A 22,817-nucleotide genomic window follows, 5' to 3' on the forward strand; every position below is an offset into this window, starting at 1 on the left:
TGGAGCACTCATGAGAAGAACCCGCATCCTCGGCGCGCTCGGCGCCGTCGCCACGCTCGCCCTCGTGGCCGGCTGCGCGTCGGGCGCCACCGACGACGCCGCGAGCGAAGACGCCACCATCTTCATCGGGTCGCTGTACGAGCCCACCAACCTGAGCAACACGCAGGGCGGCGGCCAGGGTGTGACCGAGGCACTGACCGGCAACGTCTACGAGGGCCTCTACCGCCTGACCGACGACGGAGAGGTCGAGCCGCTTCTCGCCGAAGACGCCCAGGTGTCGGATGACGGCCTGACCTACACGATCACTCTGCGCGACGATGTGACGTTCCACTCGGGTGACCCGCTCACGTCCGCCGACGTGAAGTCGAGCATCGAGGCCGTCACCGCCGAGGACTCCGTGTCGGCGCGCAAGTCGAGCTTCACGACCATCGCCGACATCGCGACGCCCGATGACCAGACCGTCGTCTTCACGCTGTCGCAGCGGTCGATCTCGTTCCTCTACAACCTCAGCTACGTCTGGATCGTCAACGACGAGGCCGGTGACATCACCGGCACGGAAGACGGCACCGGCCCCTACACGCTCGACGAGTGGAAGAAGGGCTCGACCCTGACCCTCGAGCGCTGGGACGACTACTGGGGCGAGCCCGCCAAGAACGGCGAGGTCGTCTACACGTACTTCACCGACGCGACCGCTGAGAACAACGCTCTGGCCACCGGCGAGATCGACGTGATCACCAGCGTGCAGAGCCCGGACTCGCTCGCGCAGTTCGACAGCGACGACTACGTCATCAGCGAGGGCACCTCGACGACCAAGGAGCTGCTCGCCTTCAACGACCGGGTCGCCCCGTTCGACAACGCCCTCGTGCGCAAGGCGATCTACTCGGCCATCGACACCCAGAAGCTGCTCGAGTCGATCTGGGGCGACTACGGCACGCTCATCGGATCGATGGTGCCGCCCACCGACCCCTGGTACGAGGACCTCACCCAGGTGAACCCGTACGACGTCGACCTCTCGAAGGATCTGCTCACGCAGGCCGGCTACGCCGACGGCTTCACCTTCACGCTCGACACCCCGAGCTACGACCCGCACCCCGCCGTCGCGGAGTTCCTGCAGTCGCAGCTCGCCGAGGTCGGCATCACGGTCGAGATCAACACGATCAGCGCCGACGAGTGGTACACGAAGGTCTTCAAGGAGCAGGACTTCGAGGCCACCCTGCAGGAGCACGTGAACGACCGCGACGTGGTCTGGTACGGCAACCCCGACTTCTACTGGGGCTACGACGACGCCCAGGTGCAGCAGTGGGTCGCCGAGGCCGAGCAGGCCGCCACGACCGACGAGCAGACAGCTCTGCTGAAGCAGGTCAACGAGAAGATCGCCGAGGATGCCGCGAGCGTATGGTTGTACCTGTACCCGCAGATCGTGGTCGCCTCGAGCGACCTCAGCGGTTACCCGGTCAACGGCCTGAACTCGCAGTTCTTCGCCTACGACATCGTCAAGTCCTGACGCGCGAGGGGGATGCCGCGTGTCGGCATCCCCCTCTTTCATCCTGAGAAGCCATGCTCGCCTACCTGCTGCGCCGCCTCGCGTTCCTCGTGGTCTCGCTCGTCGTCGCGATGATCGCGATCTTCGTGCTGCTGCGGCTGCTCCCGGGCGACCCGGCGAACGCCCTGCTCTCGGTGAATGCGACACCCGAGCAGATCGCCGCCGCCCGCGCACAGGTCGGCTCGGATCAGCCCCTCCTGCAGCAGTTCACGACCTGGGCCGGTCAGCTCCTGCGCTTCGACCTCGGTGAGTCGTTCCTGAGCTCGCGTCCGGTCGGCCCCGACATCGCCGATCGCCTCGCCGTGACCCTCCCACTCACACTCATCGCGTTCACCGCCGCCCTTCTCGTCTCCCTGGTGATCGGCATCACCGCCGCCGTGAAGTCCGACCGCTGGTACGGCATCGCGCTCTCGGGATTCGCGCAGCTGGGTGTTGCCGTGCCGGTGTTCTGGGTGGGCGTCGTGCTCGTCTGGGTCTTCGCACTCGGCCTCGGCCTGCTGCCGTCCGGCGGATTCCCGCGCGACGGCTGGGAGGATCCGGCCGACGCGCTACGGTCTCTCGCCCTGCCGGTGACGACGATCGTGATCGTGATGAGTGCATCCCTCAGCCGCTACGTGCGCTCCGCCACCCTCGACGTGATCGGCAGCGATTACCTCCGCACCGCGCGCGCCGGCGGGTCGGGCATGTCCGAGGCGCTGCTGCGTCACGGAGTGCGCAACGGCTCAGTGCCGGTCGTCGCGGTCCTCGGCATCGAGCTGTCCACCACGCTGCTCGGCGCGGTCGTCGTCGAGAGCGTCTTCACTCTTCCCGGTCTCGGCAGTCTGCTGCTGTCGGCCATCGAACAGCATGATTTCCAGGTCATCCAGGGTGTCCTCGTCGTCAGCACCCTCTTCGTGCTGCTCGTCGGGTTCGCCGCCGACATCGTGCAGCGCCTGATCGATCCGCGACTGCGCACGAGCGTCTCGGGCAACCGATGAGCCGCGTCGCCGAGCAGCTGATCACCGGATCCGTCCCCGTGCGGAGGCGGCCGAAGGCGACCCTGCTGATCGGGCTCGTGCTCACCGGCATCATCGTGCTCATCGCGCTGGTGTCGCTGGTCTGGCTCCCCTATCCGCTCGCCGACACGAGTGGAAGTCGTCTCGAGGGGCCGAGCGCCATGCACCTGCTCGGCACCGATCGGCTCGGCCGCGACCTGCTCTCGCAGCTCATGTGGGGTGCGAGGATCGCCTTGATCGTGGGCGTCTGCTCGGTCGCGATCGCCGCCGTTCTCGGCGTGATCGTCGGGCTGATCGCCGCCTTCTCGCGGCCATGGGTCGACGACACGCTCTCCGCCGGACTGGACGTCGTGATCGCCTTCCCGGTGCTGCTGCTCGCGATGCTCGTCGTCGCGGTGCAGGGAGCGTCGCTGTGGTCGGCGGTGCTCGCGATCGGACTGGCGATGTCGGCGGTCGTCGCGCGTCTCACCCGCATCCTCTCGCGCCGCGTGCTGCAGGAGCAGTACATCACCGCCGCACGCACCAGCGGCACGGGTGTGCTCGGCATCGTGTTCCAGCACGTGCTCCCCAACATCGCACCGACCCTCGCGGTCAGCCTGGCGCTGCAGTTCGGTGCCGCGGTGCTCGCGGAGGCGAGCCTGTCGTACCTCGGGCTCGGTGCCCCGCCGCCCAACGCCTCGTGGGGTCGGATGCTGCAGGAGGCGCAGGGCACCGTGCTCACTGCTCCCGTCGGCGCGATCGCCCCCGGCATCGCGATCATCGCCCTCGTGCTCGGGGTCAACTTCCTCGCCGACGGCCTGCGCGATCTCGCCGACCCGACCCGCAGGAGGAGCCGATGAGCATTCTCGAGGTCGCAGGGCTCACCGTTCGCTTCGGATCCGGGGCTCTCGTGCGCGATGTCTCGTTCTCGCTTCAGCCCGGCGAACGCCTGGGGCTGATCGGCGAGTCCGGGTCGGGCAAGTCGCTCACCTCGCTCGCGGTCACCGGCCTGCTGCCGGATTCTCTCGTCTCGTCCGGGTCGGTGCTGCTCGACGGGCACCAGGTCGTCGGTGCGCGGGATGCCGACCTGAGGCCGTTGCGCGGACCGGTCGCCCAGATCGTGTTCCAGGAGCCGCTCACGGCGCTCGACCCTCTGATGAGGGTCGGTCGCCAGATCGCCGAGCCGCTGCGTCGTCATCTCGGCCTGCGCGGCGCGGAACTGCGGTCGGCCGTCACGGCGGCGCTCGATGAGGTGTCGCTGTCGGAGCCGCGATTCGCGCGCGCCTACCCGCACGAGCTGTCCGGCGGTCAGCGCCAGCGTGTGGCGATCGCCATCGCCTTGGCCGCCCGGCCACAGCTGCTCATCGCAGACGAACCCACCACCGCGCTCGACGTGACCGTGCAGGATGCCGTGCTCACGCTGCTCGAGCGACTCGTCGCCGAACGCGGCATGGCGTTGCTGTTCATCAGCCACGACCTCGCCGTCGTGTCGCGCATGGTCGACCGCATCGTCGTGCTGCGCGACGGTCTGGTGGTCGAGGAGGGGGCGGTCGCCGAGGTGCTGCGGCGCCCCGCGGAGCCGTACACGCGGATGCTGGTCGACAGCGCTCGCGCGCTCGATGCGTTCCTCGATGCGAAGGAGGCTGACGCATGAGCCTCCTCGAACTGCGCGGTGCCGGCTTCGCCTACGGATCGCGCCGGGTGCTCGACGACGTCTCGCTGAGCCTCGACGAGGGAGACTCGCTCGGCCTCGTGGGCGAGTCGGGTGCGGGCAAGTCGACGATCCTGCGGCTGATGCTCGGGCTCTCGGCACCACGCGATGGACAGGTGCTCTTCGACGGTGCTCCCCTGTCGCTGCGCGACCGTGCGCAGATGCGCCGCTTCCGCGCGAGCGTGCAGCCGGTGTTCCAGGATCCGTACTCGTCGCTCGACCCCCGTCAGCGCATCGACCGCATCATCGGCGAGCCCCTGCGTGCACTCGGCCTCGCCTCCGGCGCCGACGCGCAGCGCCGCATCGCCGAGGCCCTCGAGTCGGTCGGGCTTCCCGCCGACACCGCCCGCCGATACCCGCACGAGTTCTCGGGCGGCCAGCGTCAGCGCATCGCGATCGCCCGAGCCGTGGTCTCGCGCCCGCGCGTGCTGCTCGCCGATGAGCCGGTGAGCGCCCTCGACGTGACGACGCGCGTGCAGGTGCTCGAGCTGCTCGACCGCCTGCGTCGAGAGAACGGCCTGTCGCTCGTGATGGTGTCGCACGATCTCACCGCGATCGCGTCAGCCTGCGACCGCACCGTGGTGCTGCAGAACGGCCGCGTCGTCGAACAGGGCGCCACCGCATCCGTGCTGCACGCACCGCAGGACCCGTACACCCGGGCGCTGGTCGACGCGGTTCCGCGACTCCCCCGCTGAGTCGCGGCCAGCCGACATCGTCCAGCATGGTGGCCGCAGACGACTCCGTGGTGTCAGGCTGACGCGTGCCAGGCCTCTCGGAGTGCGACCACAGAATGGGTCATGTCCGAGTCAGGGAGATGCACAGGTCCATCGGAGATGTCCACGTTCTGAAGCGGGTCATCCGCCAGATGCTGCGGGAACACATGGCAGTGGAGATGCGGGGCCCGATGTCCCATCACCAGGTAGTTGATCTTCCGCGGGTCGAATGCCCTGTCGATGGATCGGCCCGCTCGTTGGACGTCGCGCCAGAACGCGCTGAGCTGGCCGGCATCCAGCTGACCGAGGTCAGTGAGATGCTCACGGAGGATCACGACGGTGTAGCCGGGATGCGCCTGGTTTCGTACCAATCGGACGTGAGTCATCTCGGTCGAGGCCACCAGGATGCTGTGCTCGTTCTCCGGCAGATGTGCGTCGGCACACATACCGCAGACCTCCGGGTCCACGAGTTCGGCCCACTCCTCATCCGTCCACCACATCGGCCCATGGTAACCAGGCGCGAGGGCGGCCACGGTAGAACTCACGGCATCCCGGCCATGCTTTGGCTGGTTGCTCCGGCAGCCTGTCGCGGTTTCGCCCGGATGGATCCGCGAAATCGACTCCACTCACCGGGGCTGAAATCCGTATCGCTTCATTGTCTCCTCAGTCGTGCGCAACTCACCGGCCGCTGACTGCCTTCGTGCGTCTTCAATATCCTGACCGATGCCTGGCTGCGACAACCAAAAGTCGACGAGAGGCGATACGCAGTCCTTCAACTCACTCCTGTATACGCGCTGCGTCTCGCCTTTCTAGTCCGATGCGCTGCCAACAGAGGCATACTTCTGGCCACATTTCCCTCAGCTCCCCGAAGGCGCGAGGCCGAAGTACTGCAGCTCCGCGTCGTTCAGCATCCGCGAGCGGATCAGGAACCGCATGCCTGTGGGACCCTCGACCGAGAAGCCGGCACCGCGGCCCGGCACGACGTCGATCGTGAGGTGGGTGTACTTCCAGTACTCGAACTGCGATTCCGACATGAAGACCTCGACCGGGGAGTCGAGCCCCACATCGAGGGCGCCGAGCAGCACATCGCTCGGCCCGGTTATGAACATGCCGACCGGGTAGCACATGGGTGACGAGCCGTCGCAGCATCCTCCCGACTGATGGAACATCAGGGGTCCGTGCTGCACGGTGAGATCGCGGATGAGGGATGCCGCGGCATCCGTCACGTCGACTCGCTGATAGGTGCCGATGCTGACCATGGTCCGAGCCTTCCTGCAGGTGGTTCCGGGCGGGCGCTGCCGGTGCAGCGCCCGCCCGGAGGTCGAGCTCAGAAGAAGCCCATCGGGCCTTCTGCGTACGAGACCAGGAGGTTCTTGGTCTGCTGGTAGTGGTCGAGCATCATCTTGTGGTTCTCGCGACCGACGCCCGACTGCTTGTACCCGCCGAACGCCGCATGCGCCGGGTACTGGTGGTAGGTGTTCGTCCAGACACGACCGGCCTCGATCGCCCGTCCCGCGCGATAGGCGGTGTCGCCGCTGCGGCTCCACACTCCCGCACCCAGTCCGTAGAGGGTGTCGTTCGCGATCGAGATCGCATCGTCGAAGTCATCGAACGAGGTGACCGAGAGCACCGGGCCGAAGATCTCCTCCTGGAAGATGCGCATGTCGTTCGTGCCCTCGAACACGGTCGGCGCAACGTAGAAGCCTTCGCTGAGGTCGCCGCCGAGATCGACGCGGTCGCCACCCGTGAGCAGTCGCGCGCCTCCCTGCTTGCCGATGTCGATGTAGCTGAGGATCTTCTCCAGCTGATCGTTCGATGCCTGCGCGCCGATCATCGTGGCCGGATCCAGCGGGTTTCCCTGCACGACCCTGCCGACGCGTTCGAGGCCGTCGGCGAGGAAGCCGTCGTAGATCGAGCGCTGGATGAGCGCCCGCGAGGGGCAGGTGCAGACCTCTCCCTGGTTGAGAGCGAACATCGTGAAGCCCTCGAGCGCCTTGTCGTAGAACGGGTCGGCAGTGTCGCGGGCGACGTCCTCGAAGAACACGTTCGGGCTCTTGCCTCCCAGCTCCAGCGTGACCGGAATGAGGTTCTGCGACGCGTACTGCATGATCAGACGCCCCGTCGTGGTCTCACCCGTGAACGCGACCTTGCGGATGCGCTTGTGCTGCGCGAGCGGTGCACCCGCCTCGATGCCGAAGCCGTTCACGATGTTCACGACGCCGGCGGGCAGCAGATCGCCGATGATGTCGAAGAGGAACAGCAGGGATGCCGGCGTCTGCTCGGCCGGCTTGATGACGACGCAGTTGCCTGCGGCGAGCGCCGGCGCGAGCTTCCACACGGCCATGAGGATCGGGAAGTTCCACGGGATGATCTGTCCGACCACGCCGAGCGGCTCGTGGAAGTGATACGCGACGGTGTTCTCGTCGAGCTGGCTGATGCCGCCCTCCTGCGCCCGGAGCACTCCGGCGAAATAGCGGAAGTGATCGACGGCGAGTGGGATGTCGGCGGCGAGCGTCTCGCGCACGGGCTTCCCGTTCTCCCAGGTCTCGGCGACGGCGATCTCCTCGAGATGCTGTTCGATGCGGTCGGCGATCCTGTTGAGGATCACGGAGCGCTCCGCGGGGCTGGTCTTGCCCCAGCTGGCGAAGGCCTTCCAGGCGACGTCGACCGCGCGGTCGATGTCCTCGACGGTGCCGCGGCCCACCTCGGTGAAGGGCTTGCCGTTGACGGGGCTCACGTTGTCGAAGAACTGGCCCTTGACGGGATCCACGAACTCTCCGCCGATGTAATGGCCGTACCGCGGACGGTAGGTAGCGAGGGCGCCCGGCTGACCGGGAGCGGCGTAGGCGGTGGACACGTCTTCTTCGACGATGGTCATCGGGACTCCTTCGACGGGCCGCGGCGTCGGTGCTGCGGGCTGTGTCTCGAAGGTAGGTCGGCAGAGGTTGCGCCCCGATGCGCAACGTTGCGGATGGTTGCACGCCGTCGGCAGATGTCCGAGACAGACCGGACGGTTCAGCTCTCCTCTATCCGTTCGATGCGGGCGACGAGCCCGGCGCGCTTCGGCGAGCGCGCCGGAAGCATCTCCAGAGCGAGTCGCAGGGCCGCAGCATCGCCCTGTCCCTCCGGGATCTCGGCGTACTCCAGGAGGACGTCGAGGCTCGCCTCCGACAGCATCGTCTCGCGCAGCGCCGCTCTGACGGACTCGCGGAACTCCTCGACTCCCGGCGATGTGGATTCGGGGAGGACCGGACCTCGGTATGCGGTGAGGGCGACCCGATGGGCACCTCGGTCGAGCAGCGAGAGGACGTCGTGCGCGTCCGTCTCGAGCACCACCGGCAGTCGATACGGCCGCGACTCGGGGACGAGGCTGGGGGCGTGCTTCTCGAGCACCTTGCGCAGACGCACCATCTCCGGCCGCAGCGTGTCGGCCGACGCGTCCGGTCCGTAGACGAGTTCGCTGAGTCTCTCGGCCGACAGCCCCTGGCGATGCACGGCGAGCATCAGGAGGATCGCGGCATGACGAGCGCTGAGCTCGATCACGGATTCCTCGAGTTCTGTCTCGGTCTCGAGACGTGCCCGATCGCGTCCCAGGACGTGCAGCGTCGCCCGGGTCGTGGGCTTCGCCCGCGAGGAGATGGTGATCGGACGATGCGACTCGCTGCGGGCCCGCAGTCTCGACACGAGCAATTCCGACTCGACCGCGCGCGCTGTCGCATCGACCAGCAGCCTGGCCTGCATCGAGACGACCTCGTCTCCTCCGGTGATGTCGATGACCCCGAGGACACGCCGCGTCTCGGGGTCTCGCACCGGAGCCGCCGTGCACGACCACGGATGCACCAGCCTGTTGTAGTGCTCAGCACCGCGGATCTGCACCGACTGTCCGAGCGCCAGCGCTGTGCCGGGAGCTGTCGTGCCGACGGCGTCCTCGGCCCAGTTCGCGCCGGCCACGAAGCCCATGCCCTCGGTGAGCGATTGCAGCTTGCGATCGCCTTCGATCCACAGCAGCCGTCCGGCCTGATCTCCGACGGCGACGACGACACCGGAGTCCCCCTCGGTTCCCGGCAGCAGCAGGGCTCGGATCATGTCCATCGCGGACGCGAGCGGATGCGCGAGTCGATAGGCCTCGAGCTCTTCGCTCACGAGTTCGATCTGCGGGGCCCCTTCGGGGCCGACGCGCCCTCGCCAGGATCGCACCCACGATTCGCGGACGAGAGGTCGCACCTCCTGCAGGCGCTTGTCATCGAGATTGCCGGCGATGAGCTCTTCGTGTGCACGCTCGATCAGAAGACGAGAGGCCTCAGGCGGCCCTTCACGTGACACCTGCCACGACGCGACCACGGGCGTCTCCGATCGTCGATGGTGGAGCGTTACCTCAGTGTAGGAGCCGGATGCCGTCGGCGGTACCCGCGATATTCCGGTCACGCGTTCCGGGTGCAGGCTTTCGCACAGGCAGCCGAGGTCGACGAACCGGAGGAGTGACGAGTCGTCTGGGGGACCCCTCATGGGGACGCCCGCGCCCGACCGCCGCATCGCTGTCGATGCGGCTCGATCGGCTCAGACCCGGGCTGCCCACCATTCACGGAGCCGCTGCTCGGCGGCATCCGCTCCGATGACGCCTTCGTCGAGGCGCAGCTCGAGCAGGAACTTGTAGGCCTCGCCGACCTCACGACCGGGCGAGATGCCGAGGATCTTCTGGATCTGGTTGCCGTCGAGCTCGGGCCGGATGGAGTCGAGCTCCTCCTGCTCGCGCAACGCCGCGATGCGCGATTCGATGTCGTCGTAGGCGGATGCCAGTCGTCCGGCCTTGCGCTTGTTGCGCGTCGTGACGTCGGCGCGGGTGAGGATGTGCAGCCGCTCGAGCAGGTCGCCGGCGTCGCGCACGTAGCGCCGCACCGCGGCATCCGTCCACGCGCCCTCGGCGTATCCGAAGAACCGCAGATGCAGCTCGATCAGCGTCGATACCGACTCGGTCGTGTCGGTGTCGAAGCGCAACGACTGCAGGCGCTTGCGTGCCATGCGCGCTCCGACGACGTCGTGATGGTGGAAGGTGACGACTCCGCCGTCCTCCAGCTTGCGGGTGCGGGGCTTGCCGATGTCGTGCAGCAGCGCCGCGATCCGCAGGGCCACATCGGGCTCGGCACCGGGGTGACGCGAATGCTCGAGCGAGATCGCCTGGCGGAGGACCGTGAGGGAGTGCTCGTAGACGTCCTTGTGATGATGATGCTCGTCGACTTCGAGTCGCAGCGCACTCACCTCTGGCAGGAACTCCTCCATCAGACCAGTGTCGACCAGCACGCGGATGCCGCGCACCGGGTCATCCGTCTGCATGAGCCGCACGAGCTCCGATTGGATGCGCTCGGGACTCACGATCTCGAGGGTGGCGCGCAGCTGCGTGATCGCGTCGGCGGTGTCATCGTCGATCCGGAAGCCGAGCTGGGCGCTGAAGCGCGCGGCGCGGAGCATGCGCAGCGGATCATCGCCGAACGAGACCTGAGGGTCGGCCGGAGTGCGCAGTACCCCGGCGACGAGGTCTTCGACTCCCCCGGTCGGGTCGACGAGCGTGATGGCCGGCACCAGCAGCGCCATGGCGTTGACGGTGAAGTCGCGTCGGTGCAGATCCGCGTCGATCGTGTCGCCGAACTCGACGGTGGGCTTGCGGGTCACACCGTCGTAGCTGTCTGCGCGATAGGTCGTGACCTCGACCTGCTCACCCTGCACACGCGCGCCGATCGTGCCGAACGCCCGACCGATGTCCCACTGGGCCGTCGAGATCGGCTTGACGATGCGCAGGATGTCGTCCGGCATCGCATTCGTCGTGAAGTCGAGGTCGTGGGTCGGCCTGCCGAGCAGCGCATCGCGCACGGGCCCCCCGACGACGGCGAGGTCGAAGCCCGCCTTCTCGAAAGCCTCCGCGAGGGTGCGGACGACCGGATTCTCGGCGAGCGCGCCGAGACGGGCGAGGCCGTCAGCCATGTTGAGCATGGGTTCCAGCGTACCGGGGTACGGGTGTCACCCGCGGGCCGCAGTCCGCGCCGAGCGGACGTCAGAACAGCGGGTTCTCACCCTTGGCCTGCGCGACCGCGCGAACTCGCGCCTGCACGAGCCGCACGAGGAGCGTGCTCAGCAGGAACCCGCCGACGACGGCGACAGCGACGATGAACCAGATCCCGATCTCGGGATCGATCAGCTCGAAGCCGTAGATCGCGACAACGAGCAGAAGCAGCACCGGCCCCTCGATCAGCGCGAATGTCACGAACAGCCGCGTCTGACGGCGGCCGAAATCGGCGTTCACGGCACGGACGCGCGCCTCGATCGACGACTCACCTGCGTAGCTCATGCCCCCACGCTACCGGCGTCGCATTTCGCCTCACAGTCCCGCTCTCGTGCTCGGCATCGCCCGAGTCCTAGGATCGGCACGTGGCCGCAGAAGCGAACGAGTCCCCCTCAGCGCCTGACCCGTCCCGGCGCGGGTTCCTCAAGATGGGCGGCGCCGCACTGGCCGGCGTCGTGGTCGGCGGCGCGGCTGGCGCTGCGATCGGCGCGAACATCGCGAACCACCGGAAGGGTTTCGCCACTGAACCTGATCCGTTCGCCGCACTGACTCCCCGCAGCGAACCCGGATTCGATCATCTCGTCGTGGTGATGGGTGAGAACCGCTCGTTCGACAACCTGCTCGGGTACCTCTACTCGAAGGAGTCGCTTCCGACAGGCGAGAAGTTCGAGGGTCTCGCGTTCGGGACGCACAGCAACACGGCATCCGACGGCACGGTCGTCGAGGCGCACATCTACACCGGCGACACCGACCGGATCATGAGCCTGCCCGATCCCGATCCGGGCGAGGAATACCCCCACGTCAACACGCAGATCTTCGGCACCGTCGACCCGAAGGACAACACCGACCTGTTCGTCGACCAGATGACGGCCCCCTTCAACGCACCCACCCACGGCGAGAAGGCGACGATGTCGGGGTTCCTCGAGGACTACATCATCAACTTCCGCCGTCTGCGCAAGGGCGTCGAGCCGGCCCCCGACGAGGCCGCGCACATCATGGGGTCCTTCTCGCCCGAGATGCTCCCTGTGCTCTCGACCCTCGCAGCGGAGTTCGCGGTGTTCGACCACTGGTACGCCGGGGTGCCGTCGCAGACGTTCTGCAACCGGTCGTTCTTCCACGCGTCGACGTCGCACGGCTTCGTCACGAACCAGGCCGGCGGCGGGTACCGCAAGTGGCTCGATGCGCCCGCGGCCCCGACGGTGTTCAACCGTCTGGAAGACGAGAAGGTCAGCTGGAAGATCTACATCGACAAGCTCCAGCTGGTGTCGTTCACCGGGATGCTGCACGCTGCCGTGCTGGAGAAGTACTGGCGCACCGAGCACTTCGGCACGATGGAGGACTTCTACGCCGACGCGAAGAACGGCACCCTTCCGGCGTATACGTTCATCGAGCCGCGCATGGTCTACGACCACAACGACTTCCACCCGCCGTTCGGGTCGCCCCGTGAGAGCGAGGTCGACGGCGAAGCGGTCTACGACAGCGCCATCTCGGACGTCCGGGCCGGCGATCGGCTGATCCACGACATCTACGAGGCGGTGCGCACGAGTGCGTCGCCGCAGGGGTCGAACGCCGTCAACACCCTGCTGCTCATCACGTTCGACGAGCACGGCGGATGCTACGACCACGTGCCTCCGCCCGCGGCGACGAAGCCCACGAAAGACACCGGGGCGGGTGAGATGGGCTTCACGTTCGATCGACTCGGATGCCGAGTGCCCGCGATCGCCGTGTCGGCCTATACGAAGCGCGGCACGATCGTCCACGACGAGATGCACCACGGATCCGTCACGGCCACCCTCTCGCGGCTGCACGGATTGAAGCCGCTCAACGACCGCGACCAGTCGGCGAACACACTGTTCACCGCTGTGAACCTCGACGCACCCCGGCATCCGGCCGACTGGCCCGTGACCACGCCCGCCTACACGCCGCCGAATCCCGAGCAGCGCGAGCCGAAGCCCGGTGAGGCCGACCAGATGAAGCCGCTCACCCCACCCGCCCGCGGCCTGCTCGGGCTGCTCCTCGCCAAGTACGGCAAGCCGGGTGAGCCGGAGCCCGAGACGTTCGCCGACGCCTATCGCCTGCTGCACGAGCACGGCGACGAGCTGTTCGGGCCCGCGAAGGGCTCCTGACCCCGGGGGTGGATGCCAGCATCCACCCCCGGGGTCTCAGTCGCGGTTCGAGCGGCGACGAGAGATCAGGAAGAGCACAGCTCCGACCACGAGCACCACGGCGCCTGCGGCGGCCCAGACGAAGGTCTCGGAGCCGAGCCCTGTGGCAGGCAGCTGGCCCGCCCCGGTGTCGGGCGGCGTCGTCGGCTGCGTCGGTGGCTGCGTGGGCGGGTCCGTCGGCGTGACGACCGCGGCGGAGACCGTGAAGGTCGGGCCGACGAGCGCCTCTCCCGCAGTGGTCACGACGAAAGTGGCCGTGGCCGGGCCGATGATCGTGCGTCCCTCCGGAGCGGTGATCGTCAGGTCATACGTGTCCGGCGGCAGGTCCACGATCTCGTAGGCGCCGCCGGCGTCGGTGGTCACCTCCTGCGAGATGTCATCCGATTCCACCGTGAGGACCACGCCGGCCAGAGGGTCGCCCTCGTCCGTGAGCACCGCGCCCGAGATCGATCCCGGGCGGGCGAGCTCGAAGTCGATGCCCGCGAGGTCGTCCGTGGTGAGCTCTTCGGTGCGAGTCGTCGGTCCGGTTGCGATGTACCCGTCGGGGGGCGTGATCGTGATCTCGTACTCTCCCGCCGGCAGTCGCGGGAATGTGAAGGTGCCCTCGTCGTCGGTGACCGTCGTGACCGTGTCGACGCCGTCTGAGGCGGCGATCGTGACATAGGCGATGCCCGTTCCGTCGACCCGCACCGTGCCGCTGAGGTCGGGGTTCTCGACCACGACCAGCTCCTCGAGGACGATCGGCTCCTCGCTGTCGTCCGGGACGATGATCTCAGCGGTCTCGGTCGTGGTGAATCCGGGCGGAGGAGTGATCTCGACGGTGTGTGGACCGGCCGGAACGCCCTCGATCAGGAATCCGCCGTCCGCATCGGTCGCCACCGGCTCGAGGCCGTCGATCGTGATGACGGCACCGGGAACCCCGGCGTCCTCCTCGTCGACGACGCGACCGGAGACCGCGACAGGCACGATGTCACGCACCTCGAAGTCGGCACTGCCGTCGTCGGTCGTGAGGTCGACGGCCTGCGCCGACGGCGACACGGCGATCTTGCCCTCCGGGACAGTGACCGTCACCGTGTATCCGTCGGTCGCGACGAAGCCGGGGAAGGAGTACGCACCGTCGGCATCCGTCGTGGTCGTGGCGACCACATCGCCGTTCGCATCCGTGAGCGCGAGAGCAGCCCCCGGCAGCGGGCCGTCGGCCTGATCGGTGACGGTCCCTGTGATGTCCCGTGCGATCGATGCGAACCACGTCTGGTAGATCGGGAATCCGGAGCGCTGCGTGAAGAAGAACGTGAGAGAGGTGATCGGCACCGACGGCTCGAACCAGGCCGCCGAGCCGCTCGTGTCAGACGCGGCCGCATTGCCCGTGAGGGTCTGGGTCGCGGCGTCCCAGGCGGGAACATCCGCGGCGTCTCCCGAGCACGAGGGCTTGCCCGCGATGCCGGGGGCGCAGTAGTTGAAGCCTCCGTTGAAGCCGAGATCCTCGGCGGTGAGTGTCTGACCGTCGACGCCGATCGCCTGGATGCGCACGGAGTCAGCATCGATGTCGCCCAGCACGAACGTCCAGCCGGATGTCGGCGTCGGCCGTGCGAATGAGTAGGTCGTCGTTGAGGGGCTCGTGGGGCTGTCGACCTTCGGCCGCAGGTTCAGATACTGCTGATCGATGCTGCTGCCGTACTTCTCGCCGACGGGGGTGCCCTGAGACAGCCAGGTCGATGCACCCGAGATGATTCCGACCTGCCCTGCGCGCGAATCGCTGGTCATCGTCGCGGTGAGGGCGGGTTGCGCTGCCACCTGCACGGTGGTGGTGTACGCGCCGCCCACACCGGTGAGCGGCTGCCAGTTCGACCATGTGGTGATGGTGGCTGCGGCCGCCGGCATCGCGCCGACGAGCACTGCGACGAGGACGATGGCTCCGGCCAGGAATCCGCTCTTGGGCGCTCGCATGCGGCCAGGCTATCGATATATCGGCTCGCCGGTCGACGAAAAAGAAGGGCGGATGCAGTTCGCATCCGCCCCTTCATCCGCCGTTGCGGTCGATCGTCAGACCGGATCTCCCTGCACGGGACCCTCGGTGTTCGGCTTCCAGCCGAGCGCCGGGGCGACATGGGTCGCGAACGCCTCGAGCACGTGGAGGTTGTATGCCGGGCCCAGCTGGTTAGGGATCGTCAGCAACAGAGTGTCTGCCGACATGACGGCCTCGTCAGCCAAGAGCTGCTGGATCAGCACGTCGGGCTCGGCCGCATACGTCTTGCCGAACGTCGAGCGGAAGCCGTCGATGATGCCGATCTGGTCGGCGTTCTCCTCGCTGCGCAGACCGAAGTACGCCCTGTCCATGTCCGAGACGAGCGGGAACACGCTGCGGCTCACCGAGACGCGAGGTGCTCCCGTGTGTCCTGCCTCCTTGTAGGCGGAACGGAACAGGTCGATCTGCTCGCGCTGCAGCTGATGGAACGGCACACCGGTCGCCTCGGTGAGCAGGGTCGAACTCATCATGTTGAGACCCTTGCGGCCGGTCTCCTCCGCGGTGGCGCGGGAACCCGAGCCCCACCAGATGTGGTCGCGCAGGGTGGGCGACTGGGGCTCGATCGCGAGGTATCGGCCGGCTCCCACCATGCGGGGGTCGCCGGGGGCGAGACCCTCGCCGTCGATCGCACGGAGGAAGAGGTCGAACTTCTCGCGAGCGATGACACTGCCGCGCTCGGGGTCCTCCTCGTCGTGGAAGCCGAAGGTCTCGTATCCGCGCAGAGCCGTCTCGGGTGACCCGCGGCTCACGCCGAGCGCGATGCGACCGTCAGCGATCAGGTCGAGTGCCGCCGCCTCCTCAGCGAACTGGAACGGGTTCTCGTACCTCATGTCGATCACGCCGGTGCCGACCTCGATGCGCTTCGTACGCGCAGCCATGGCTGACAGCAGCGGCATGGGCGACGCCGCCTGGCGAGCCCAGTGGTGCACGCGCACAGAGGCGCCGTTCACGCCGATCTCGTCGGCACCCTCCGCGATCTCGATGGTCTGCTTCAGCATGTCCCCCGCGGTGCGGGTCGCCGAACCGGGCACGTCTGCATAGTGCCCGAAGGAGAGGAATCCGAAAGCCTTCATGGTGTATTCGAACGCATATATGCGAGCGGGTATTCCTGCATCACTCCCCCGGGATCAGCAGACCGTCGAGCACGAGCTGGCGGATGCGGGGCTCGAGGTCGGCCCACAGGTCGACGAGCGGCACCTCGAACAGGTCGGCCAGAGCTGCGACGATCTGCATCACCGTGAGCTCGCCGTCGCAGGCCCCGACCAGAGCGGCGAGCGCCGGGTCGACCGCGATGGTCCGTGCGAAGCCACCGCCCTGACGCAGTTCGATGATGCTCGGATCGTCGTTGCCCGGAAGCAGATGTCGTGCCTCGGTGACATCCGGAGCGACGATCAGCGTCGTAGGCAGTCCCTCTGCGAGCACGTCGTGCGCGGCGAGACCCGAACGCAGCGCCCCGCCCACGTTCGAGACGGGCTGTGCGACGCGCTCGAGACGACGCAGGGGCGCTCCGCCGCCTGCCGGCCGCCGCACCAGGATGTAGCCGAATCCGACGGCGGTGACGCCACGCGCGGCGAAGTCATCGAGCCATGCGGTGAGCAGCGGGGTGAACGCGGCATCGCGGGGCGTCGTGCCTCCGTCGCGGATCCACAGCTCTGCGTAGCCCAGCGGCGACAGCTCTTCGCGCTGGATGACCCACAGATCGAGGTCGCCAGGAACCCACGACGAGAGGCGATCGAGACCCGCGCGTCCACTCAGCGATGCCTGGCCACCGCGCGACTCCCAGTTGCCGAGCAGCTGTGCCACGCCTCCCGGGCTCAGGAAAGACGGAACCGCACGGAGGAACTGCTCGACGAGCGCGTCACCGACGAGTCCCCCGTCGCGATACTCGTACTCGGGGACCCCTTCCGCGCGCGGGGTGATCACGAAGGGCGGGTTCGACACGATCAGGTCGAACGCCTCTCCCCCGACCGGCTCGAACATGCTGCCCGATCGGAACTCGATGTTCGAGACGCCGTTCAGCTGGGCGTTCAACTCGGCATAGGCGAGCGCTCGCGCCGAGATGTCCGTGGCGACGACGGATCCTGCGTGACGAGCGACGAGCAGTGCCTGGATGCCGCATCCGGTGCCGAGATCGAGGGCACGGTCGACCTCGATCGGCATGATGACCTCGGCCAGCGTGCGGGAGGCGCCGCCGACTCCGAGCACGTGATCCGCGGGCAGCGCGCCGTCGAGCGCCACCTCGTCGAGATCGCTGGCGATCCACCATTCGCCGATCCCGTCGGCGTCGACGAACGACTGGGGACGCAGCAGCGCAGTGGGGATCACCTCGTCGCCCTCGATCCTCGCGAGGCCGAGGGCCACGAGGCCGTCCGCTCCGAGTCTCGGGAGAGCCGTCGTCACCGCGGCGATCGGCTGCGGCATCCCGAGCACCAACAGCCTGCCGAGAGTCGCGAGCACACCGTCGTCACCGGCGATCGCGCGCAGGATCGGCTCGCGCATGCCTCTGGCCAGCGCGTCGTCCTCCTCCTCGCCCCACAGGCGACGGAGCGGCTCCGAGCGGAGATCCGCGGCGTCGAGATCTGCGGCGAGCGCGGTGCTGCGGAGCGGATCGGGCGTGGGGGCGAGGGTGTCGGACACGGCCGTCACTCTACGCGTCTTCAGGGTTCTCATTCAGCCAGCGGCCTAGAATCACAAGGTCACCACTCACGAGCAGCCTGGGATCCCGGCGTTCGAGGAAGACCTTCATGACCGCGACCATCTTCGAGAACGGCCTCCGCACGCGCCTGCAGCGCCTGGCGCGCGGGTCCGTCATCTCGGCGATCGTACTCGGCCTGGTCAGCACGGGCGCAGGCAGCGCGGTCGCAGCCGCCGATGACGAGTCAGAGGCGTCCTCCGTCGAGCTCCTGTTGTCGGCGGGGGTGCGCGGAACGGTCGCCCCTGGCACAGCGACGACGGCCTCGATCACCGTGCAGAACGACGCGAAGTCCGAACTCTCCGCCGGACGAGTCACTCTGGAGATCAACCGCACTCCGCTCGCGGACGAAGCCTCGGTCACGACGTGGCTGAATGACTCCGACGCCACAGGGGGTTTCGACCAGCTCGGAACCGACACCGTTGCACCGGTCGACGCCGAGACCTCCGCGACCACGAGCCTCTTCCTGCCTCCCGAAGTTCTCGGCGACCTCGCACCGGGTGTGTACCCGCTGCGCGCGACGCTCAGCGGGGCGCAGAACGAGGGTCAGGATGCCGCGCGAACGGTGACGTCGACGTCCGTGCTCGTGGTGACCGCTGCTGCGAATCCGCCCGTCGCCGTGATGGTGCCGATCACGGCGACGCCCTCCGACGGCGCCCTTCTCACCGCGGACGAGCTCAGCGCTCTCACCGCGCCCGACGGCGCACTCACCGCGACGATCGAGGGTGTCCGAGGGACGTCCGCGACCCTGGCGATCGACCCGGCGATCCCCGCCGCCATCCGCGTGCTCGGCTCTTCGGCGCCGCAGAGCGCGCGCGAGTGGCTGCGACTTCTCGACGCTCTGCCCAACGAGCGGTTCTCTCTGCAGTTCGGCGATGCCGACGCCACCACACAGGCGCAAGCGGGTCTTCCGGGACTGCTGCAGCCCACGACGCTCGCGCCGTTCCTCACCCTCAGCAGCTTCACCGAGCCTCCGGACGAGACCCCCACCGCGACTCCCGCGCCGACTCCCGCCTCGCTACCGACGGATGGCAGCGCACCGACTCCCGTGCCGACACCGAGTGATGAGCCGAGCCCTCAGCCCACCGACGGTCCGGTGCTGCCCGACGACGCACAGCTCATGGCCGTCGAGGGGTCGACCCCCGGCATTCTGTGGCCCCGCAGCGATCTCTCCGCCGCCGATCTCGACACGTTCTCGACGTACCTGAGCGGCGGCGCGGTCACTGTCCTCTCCTCTGCAGCGGTCGGCGGTGCGGTCGGCGCGCACGCCGCGATCGATTCGCACAGCGTGCTGGTCGCCGTGGATGCCGCATCGGATGCTCTGTCGCAGGCGGCGAGCGAAGACGACGACGCCGCCCGTCAGCAGTCGCTGGCCGAGGCGAGCGCTTATCTCGCCCTGTCAGCTCAGGCGAGTCCGACGACGCCGCTTCTGATCGGACTCGACCGCGACGAGACCCGCACCGCTGATGCGCTCAGAGAGGCCGTCTCATCGGTCGACTCCCTCGGGTTCGGTCTCTCCGAGGTCCTCGCGATCCCGGCGACACCCTCGACCCTTTCGACCGAGCCCGACCCGGCACGAGCCACGGCCCTGCAGGGGATGCTCGACAGCGAGGTCGTGCTCGGCGAGTTCTCCACGATCCTCGACGACAGCCAGCTTCTGCTGAGCCCCAAGCGCATCCAGATCATGCGGGCGACCGCGGTCGGCCTGACGGACAAGGGCTTCTCAGAGGCCGTCGCCGACGTGAACGAGCAGACGACCGAGACGCTGAACGCGGTCGACATCCCTCCGGCGAGCACCATCCAGCTGCTCTCCGCCAACGCCGACCTCCCGTTCTCGGTGCGCAACGACCTGCCATGGCCGGTGAACATCGAGCTCACGGTGAAGCCGAGCGACCCGCGCCTCGAGGTGCAGTCCGTCACGCCGTGGACGATCCAGCCCGGCACGACGACGAGGGTGAAGGTCCCCGTGTCGGCCCGAGTGGGCAGTGGCGAGGTCACCCTGACGCTGTCGCTCTCGAGCCCCACCGGTGTGCCGATCAGCCAGCCCGAGCGCGTGCGCGTCTCGGTGCGGGCCGAATGGGAGACCATCGGGCTCGCCGCATTCGGCGGTCTGATCGTGCTGCTGCTCGGTCTCGGCATCATCCGCACCGTCCGACGCCGGCGGCGTGAAGCCCTCGCCGGCGACGAAGAACAGGCGACCTCCTCACCGGATGCCGTCGAGGAGCTGAATGAGTAGTCTCGGCCGCGCCAGCGCACTGATCGGGGCCGGAACGCTCATCTCGCGCGTCACCGGGCTCCTGCGAACCATCGTCCTCGTCGGCGTGATCGGCTCGGTCGGTGCGGGCGCCGCAGACGCCTTCGCGATCGCGAATCAACTGCCGAACAACGTCTTCTCGCTCATCTCGGTGGGCGTGCTGACGGCCGTGATCATCCCGCAGATCGTCAAGGCCACAGCGGATGCCGACGGCGGCAACGCCTTCATCTCGAAGCTCTTCACGCTCGGCACCGTCGTGCTGGTCGTCATCACGGGTATCGCCACGATCGCCGCGCCCTGGCTCGTGTGGCTCTACGCCGGCAAGGAGGGTTCCGCGGAGTTCCTCGCGCTCGCGACGGCGTTCGCGTACTGGTGCATGCCGCAGATCCTCTTCTACGGGCTCTACGCGCTGCTGGGCGAGGCGCTCAACGCACGGCGGATCTTCGGGCCCTTCACCTGGGCGCCGGTCGTCAACAACATCGTGTCGATCGCAGGCTTCCTCGTCGTGGGCGCGCTGTTCGGCGGCCCGCTCACCCGCGTCTCCGACTGGACTCCCGAGATGATCGCCGCCCTCGGTGGAACGGCCACGCTCGGCATCGTGATCCAGGCCGCGATCCTGCTGATCTTCTGGCGCCGCACGGGTCTCGCGCTCCGCCCCGACTTCCGTTGGCGCGGCGTCGGACTCGGCAACGTCGGACGGCTCGCCGGATGGACGTTCCTCATGGCGCTGGCGAGCCTCGGCGCCGGACTCGTGCAGACCCAGATCCTCACCGAAGCCTCCGGACGAGGCGCGTCCGTCGCCACCTTCCAGTACGCCTGGCTGATCTTCATGCTCCCGTACTCGATCATCGTGCTGTCGATCGGCACGCCCTACTTCACGCAGATCAGCGAGCACGCGGCGGCCGGCAGACATGCCGAGGTCCGCGCAGACATCGCCCAGAGCATCCGCACCCTGCTCTTCTTCATCGCCGTCGCCGTCGCCGCGGTCGCCGCGGCAGCGATTCCGGCGTCGCGAGTCTTCACCAATCAGGCGTCGCACGCCGAAGAAGCGGCGCTGGTGCTGCTCGCCTTCCTCGTGTGCCTGGTTCCGCTGACGATCCTCTTCATCGTGCAACGCACCTTCTACGCCTACGGCGACACCCGCACGCCCTTCTGGTTCACGCTGTTCCAGTGCGGTCTCGTGGTCGTCACCGCTCTGGTCGCGCAGTGGCTGCTCGCCGCCGAGATCATCGAGGTGACCATGCTGGCCGCAGCCATCGCGCTGGGCCAGTCGATCGCGAGCACCCTGCAGATGATCGTGGCCAGCTGGCTGCTGCACCGCAAGATCGGCGGACTCCAGATCCGCACCTGGATGACCGCTGTCGTCCGCTACGCCGTCGCTGCCGTTCCTGCCGGGTTCGCCGGGTGGGGCGTCTTCCTCCTGCTCGGCGGCCCGACCGGGTGGACCACGTCCGACAAGATCCAGGGAGCCATCGGCACCTGCATCATCGGCCTCGCCGTCATGGTCGTCTACATCGGCATCCTGGCTGTCCTGCGCGCTCCGGAGCTCAAGGTCGCGAGCGGCATGCTGCGGCGTTTCCTGCCGGGCCGCTGAGCCCCCTCGCGCGGGAATGTCGCGCGGTTACCATTGGTTGAAGCAGTCGAACGTCTTTCGGCGTCTCAGCATCTACGACGGAGAGCACATGCGTCAGGTCATCATCATCGGTTCCGGTCCCGCCGGATTCACCGCCGCCATCTATGCGGCGCGCGCGAACCTCAAGCCGCTGCTCATCGCGAGCACGGTCGAGGTCGGCGGAGAGCTGATGAACACCACCGAGGTCGAGAACTACCCCGGCTTCCCCGAGGGGATCCAGGGCCCCGAGCTCATGGCGAAGTTCCAGGAGCAGGCTGAGAAGTTCGGCACCGAGGTCGTCTACGACGACGTCACCGAGCTCGACCTCGCCGGCCCCGTCAAGAAGGTCACCCTCGGCAGCGGGACGGTGCACGAGGCCCAGTCGCTGATCTACGCGACCGGCTCCGCCTATCGCAAGCTCGGCATCGAGGGCGAAGAGCGCCTGTCGGGCTACGGCGTCTCGTGGTGCGCCACCTGCGACGGCTTCTTCTTCCGCGAGAAGACGATCGCCGTCGTCGGCGGCGGCGACTCGGCGATGGAAGAGGCCACGTTCCTCACCCGCTTCGCCGAGAAGGTCTACGTCATCCACCGCAAGGACACCCTGCGCGCCTCGAAGATCATGCAGGAGCGGGCCTTCGCGAACGAGAAGATCGAGTTCGTCTGGAACAGCGAGGTCGCCGAGATCCTCGGTGGCGACTCCGTCACGGGCGTGCAGCTGCGCAACACGGTCGACGGCACGCTGAGCGACCTCGCGCTCGACGGCCTGTTCATCGCGATCGGCAACGACCCGCGCACGCACCTCGTGCACGACAAGCTCGAGCTGACCGCCGAGGGCACCATCTGGGTCGACGGCCGTTCGTCCGTCACCTCGGTCCCCGGTGTGTTCGCCGCCGGCGACGTGATCGACCCCACCTACCGTCAGGCCATCACGGCCGCTGGCTCGGGCACGGTCGCCGCTCTCGACGCCGAGCACTTCCTGGCGGACCTCGAAGACGCCTCGGTCGAGTTCCCGGCCGCCGAAGCCGCTGAGATCATCACCGCCTGAGCGGACGGGAACACTTTCACCTCGCCC

Annotated in this window: 18 protein-coding genes; 9 read left to right on the forward strand and 9 right to left on the reverse strand. The window is 68.0% G+C overall.

Translation table 11 applies throughout. The features are described 5' to 3' along the window. Nucleotides 1-10: 10 nt before the first annotated feature. Genes SOM10_RS07590 through SOM10_RS07610 form a run of 5 tightly spaced genes read left to right on the forward strand, consistent with a single transcriptional unit; the run spans nt 11 to nt 4,923 of the window. Nucleotides 11-1,504 carry an ABC transporter substrate-binding protein gene (locus SOM10_RS07590; RefSeq protein ID WP_320489270.1) on the forward strand — a complete coding sequence of 498 codons (1,494 nt, stop codon included), beginning with the start codon at nt 11-13 and terminating at the stop codon, nt 1,502-1,504. 53 nt (nt 1,505-1,557) lie between these two features. Further along, nucleotides 1,558-2,520, forward strand: coding sequence for an ABC transporter permease (locus tag SOM10_RS07595; RefSeq protein WP_187249174.1), 963 nt, complete (start codon nt 1,558-1,560; stop codon nt 2,518-2,520). Next, nucleotides 2,517-3,377, forward strand: a complete 861-nt coding sequence (locus tag SOM10_RS07600) for an ABC transporter permease (RefSeq protein WP_320489273.1) — start codon at nt 2,517-2,519, stop codon at nt 3,375-3,377. The genes SOM10_RS07595 and SOM10_RS07600 overlap by 4 nt, the downstream gene beginning before the upstream one ends. Beyond that, a complete protein-coding gene (locus SOM10_RS07605; RefSeq protein WP_320489274.1) occupies nt 3,374-4,171 on the forward strand; it encodes an ABC transporter ATP-binding protein in 798 nt (265 codons plus the stop codon). The genes SOM10_RS07600 and SOM10_RS07605 overlap by 4 nt, the downstream gene beginning before the upstream one ends. Then, nucleotides 4,168-4,923, forward strand: a complete 756-nt coding sequence (locus tag SOM10_RS07610) for an ABC transporter ATP-binding protein (protein ID WP_320489275.1) — start codon at nt 4,168-4,170, stop codon at nt 4,921-4,923. The genes SOM10_RS07605 and SOM10_RS07610 overlap by 4 nt, the downstream gene beginning before the upstream one ends. A gap of 53 nt (nt 4,924-4,976) precedes the next feature. Here the strand turns inward: SOM10_RS07610 and SOM10_RS07615 are convergent, their stop codons facing one another. From SOM10_RS07615 to SOM10_RS07640, 6 genes are all read right to left on the reverse strand, one after another. Further along, a complete protein-coding gene (locus SOM10_RS07615) occupies nt 4,977-5,441 on the reverse strand; it encodes an HIT family protein (RefSeq protein ID WP_320489276.1) in 465 nt (154 codons plus the stop codon). 357 nt (nt 5,442-5,798) lie between these two features. Next, on the reverse strand, nt 5,799-6,200 hold the full coding sequence (locus SOM10_RS07620) for a DUF779 domain-containing protein (protein ID WP_187249170.1): 402 nt from the start codon (nt 6,198-6,200) through the stop codon (nt 5,799-5,801). 68 nt (nt 6,201-6,268) lie between these two features. Further along, the gene (locus SOM10_RS07625; RefSeq protein WP_053098219.1) at nt 6,269-7,819 is read right to left on the reverse strand and encodes an aldehyde dehydrogenase family protein; all 1,551 of its coding nucleotides are present in this window, start codon (nt 7,817-7,819) and stop codon (nt 6,269-6,271) included. 137 nt (nt 7,820-7,956) lie between these two features. Continuing rightward, nucleotides 7,957-9,282: a transcriptional regulator gene (locus SOM10_RS07630; RefSeq protein WP_053098220.1), complete on the reverse strand. Its 1,326-nt coding sequence runs from the start codon at nt 9,280-9,282 to the stop codon at nt 7,957-7,959. 216 nt (nt 9,283-9,498) lie between these two features. Next, a complete protein-coding gene (locus tag SOM10_RS07635) occupies nt 9,499-10,926 on the reverse strand; it encodes a CCA tRNA nucleotidyltransferase (protein ID WP_056275640.1) in 1,428 nt (475 codons plus the stop codon). Nucleotides 10,927-10,987: 61 nt separating this feature from the next. Beyond that, on the reverse strand, nt 10,988-11,281 hold the full coding sequence (locus SOM10_RS07640; protein ID WP_053098222.1) for a hypothetical protein: 294 nt from the start codon (nt 11,279-11,281) through the stop codon (nt 10,988-10,990). 80 nt (nt 11,282-11,361) lie between these two features. On the opposite strand from SOM10_RS07640, the gene SOM10_RS07645 reads away from it, so the two are divergent. Next, entirely contained in the window at nt 11,362-13,122 is a 1,761-nt protein-coding gene (locus SOM10_RS07645) for an alkaline phosphatase family protein (protein WP_320489278.1), read from the forward strand. 36 nt (nt 13,123-13,158) lie between these two features. Here SOM10_RS07645 and SOM10_RS07650 read toward each other — a convergent pair whose 3' ends face one another. The 3 genes from SOM10_RS07650 to SOM10_RS07660 form a co-directional block, all read right to left on the reverse strand. After that, complete coding sequence (locus SOM10_RS07650; protein WP_320489280.1) at nt 13,159-15,108, reverse strand: carboxypeptidase-like regulatory domain-containing protein; 1,950 nt, start codon at nt 15,106-15,108, stop codon at nt 13,159-13,161. Nucleotides 15,109-15,204: 96 nt separating this feature from the next. Continuing rightward, nucleotides 15,205-16,260, reverse strand: coding sequence for an LLM class flavin-dependent oxidoreductase (locus SOM10_RS07655; protein WP_053098225.1), 1,056 nt, complete (start codon nt 16,258-16,260; stop codon nt 15,205-15,207). 40 nt (nt 16,261-16,300) lie between these two features. Continuing rightward, the gene (locus SOM10_RS07660) at nt 16,301-17,857 is read right to left on the reverse strand and encodes a DUF7059 domain-containing protein (RefSeq protein WP_414683571.1); all 1,557 of its coding nucleotides are present in this window, start codon (nt 17,855-17,857) and stop codon (nt 16,301-16,303) included. A 74-nt stretch (nt 17,858-17,931) separates the two neighbouring features. Here SOM10_RS07660 and SOM10_RS07665 point away from each other — a divergent pair, with 74 nt between their 5' ends. The 3 genes from SOM10_RS07665 (at nt 17,932) to trxB (ending at nt 22,790) form a co-directional block, all read left to right on the forward strand. Next, the gene (locus tag SOM10_RS07665) at nt 17,932-20,115 is read left to right on the forward strand and encodes a DUF6049 family protein (protein WP_053098226.1); all 2,184 of its coding nucleotides are present in this window, start codon (nt 17,932-17,934) and stop codon (nt 20,113-20,115) included. After that, a complete protein-coding gene (gene murJ, locus SOM10_RS07670) occupies nt 20,108-21,727 on the forward strand; it encodes a murein biosynthesis integral membrane protein MurJ (RefSeq protein WP_320489283.1) in 1,620 nt (539 codons plus the stop codon). Before SOM10_RS07665 ends, murJ begins: the two co-directional genes overlap by 8 nt. A gap of 88 nt (nt 21,728-21,815) precedes the next feature. Next, nucleotides 21,816-22,790, forward strand: coding sequence for a thioredoxin-disulfide reductase (trxB, locus tag SOM10_RS07675; RefSeq protein ID WP_056277582.1), 975 nt, complete (start codon nt 21,816-21,818; stop codon nt 22,788-22,790). Nucleotides 22,791-22,817 lie beyond the last annotated feature (27 nt).

The organism is Microbacterium sp. CFBP9023, assembly GCF_034045055.1.
Classification (GTDB): Bacteria; Actinomycetota; Actinomycetes; order Actinomycetales; family Microbacteriaceae; genus Microbacterium.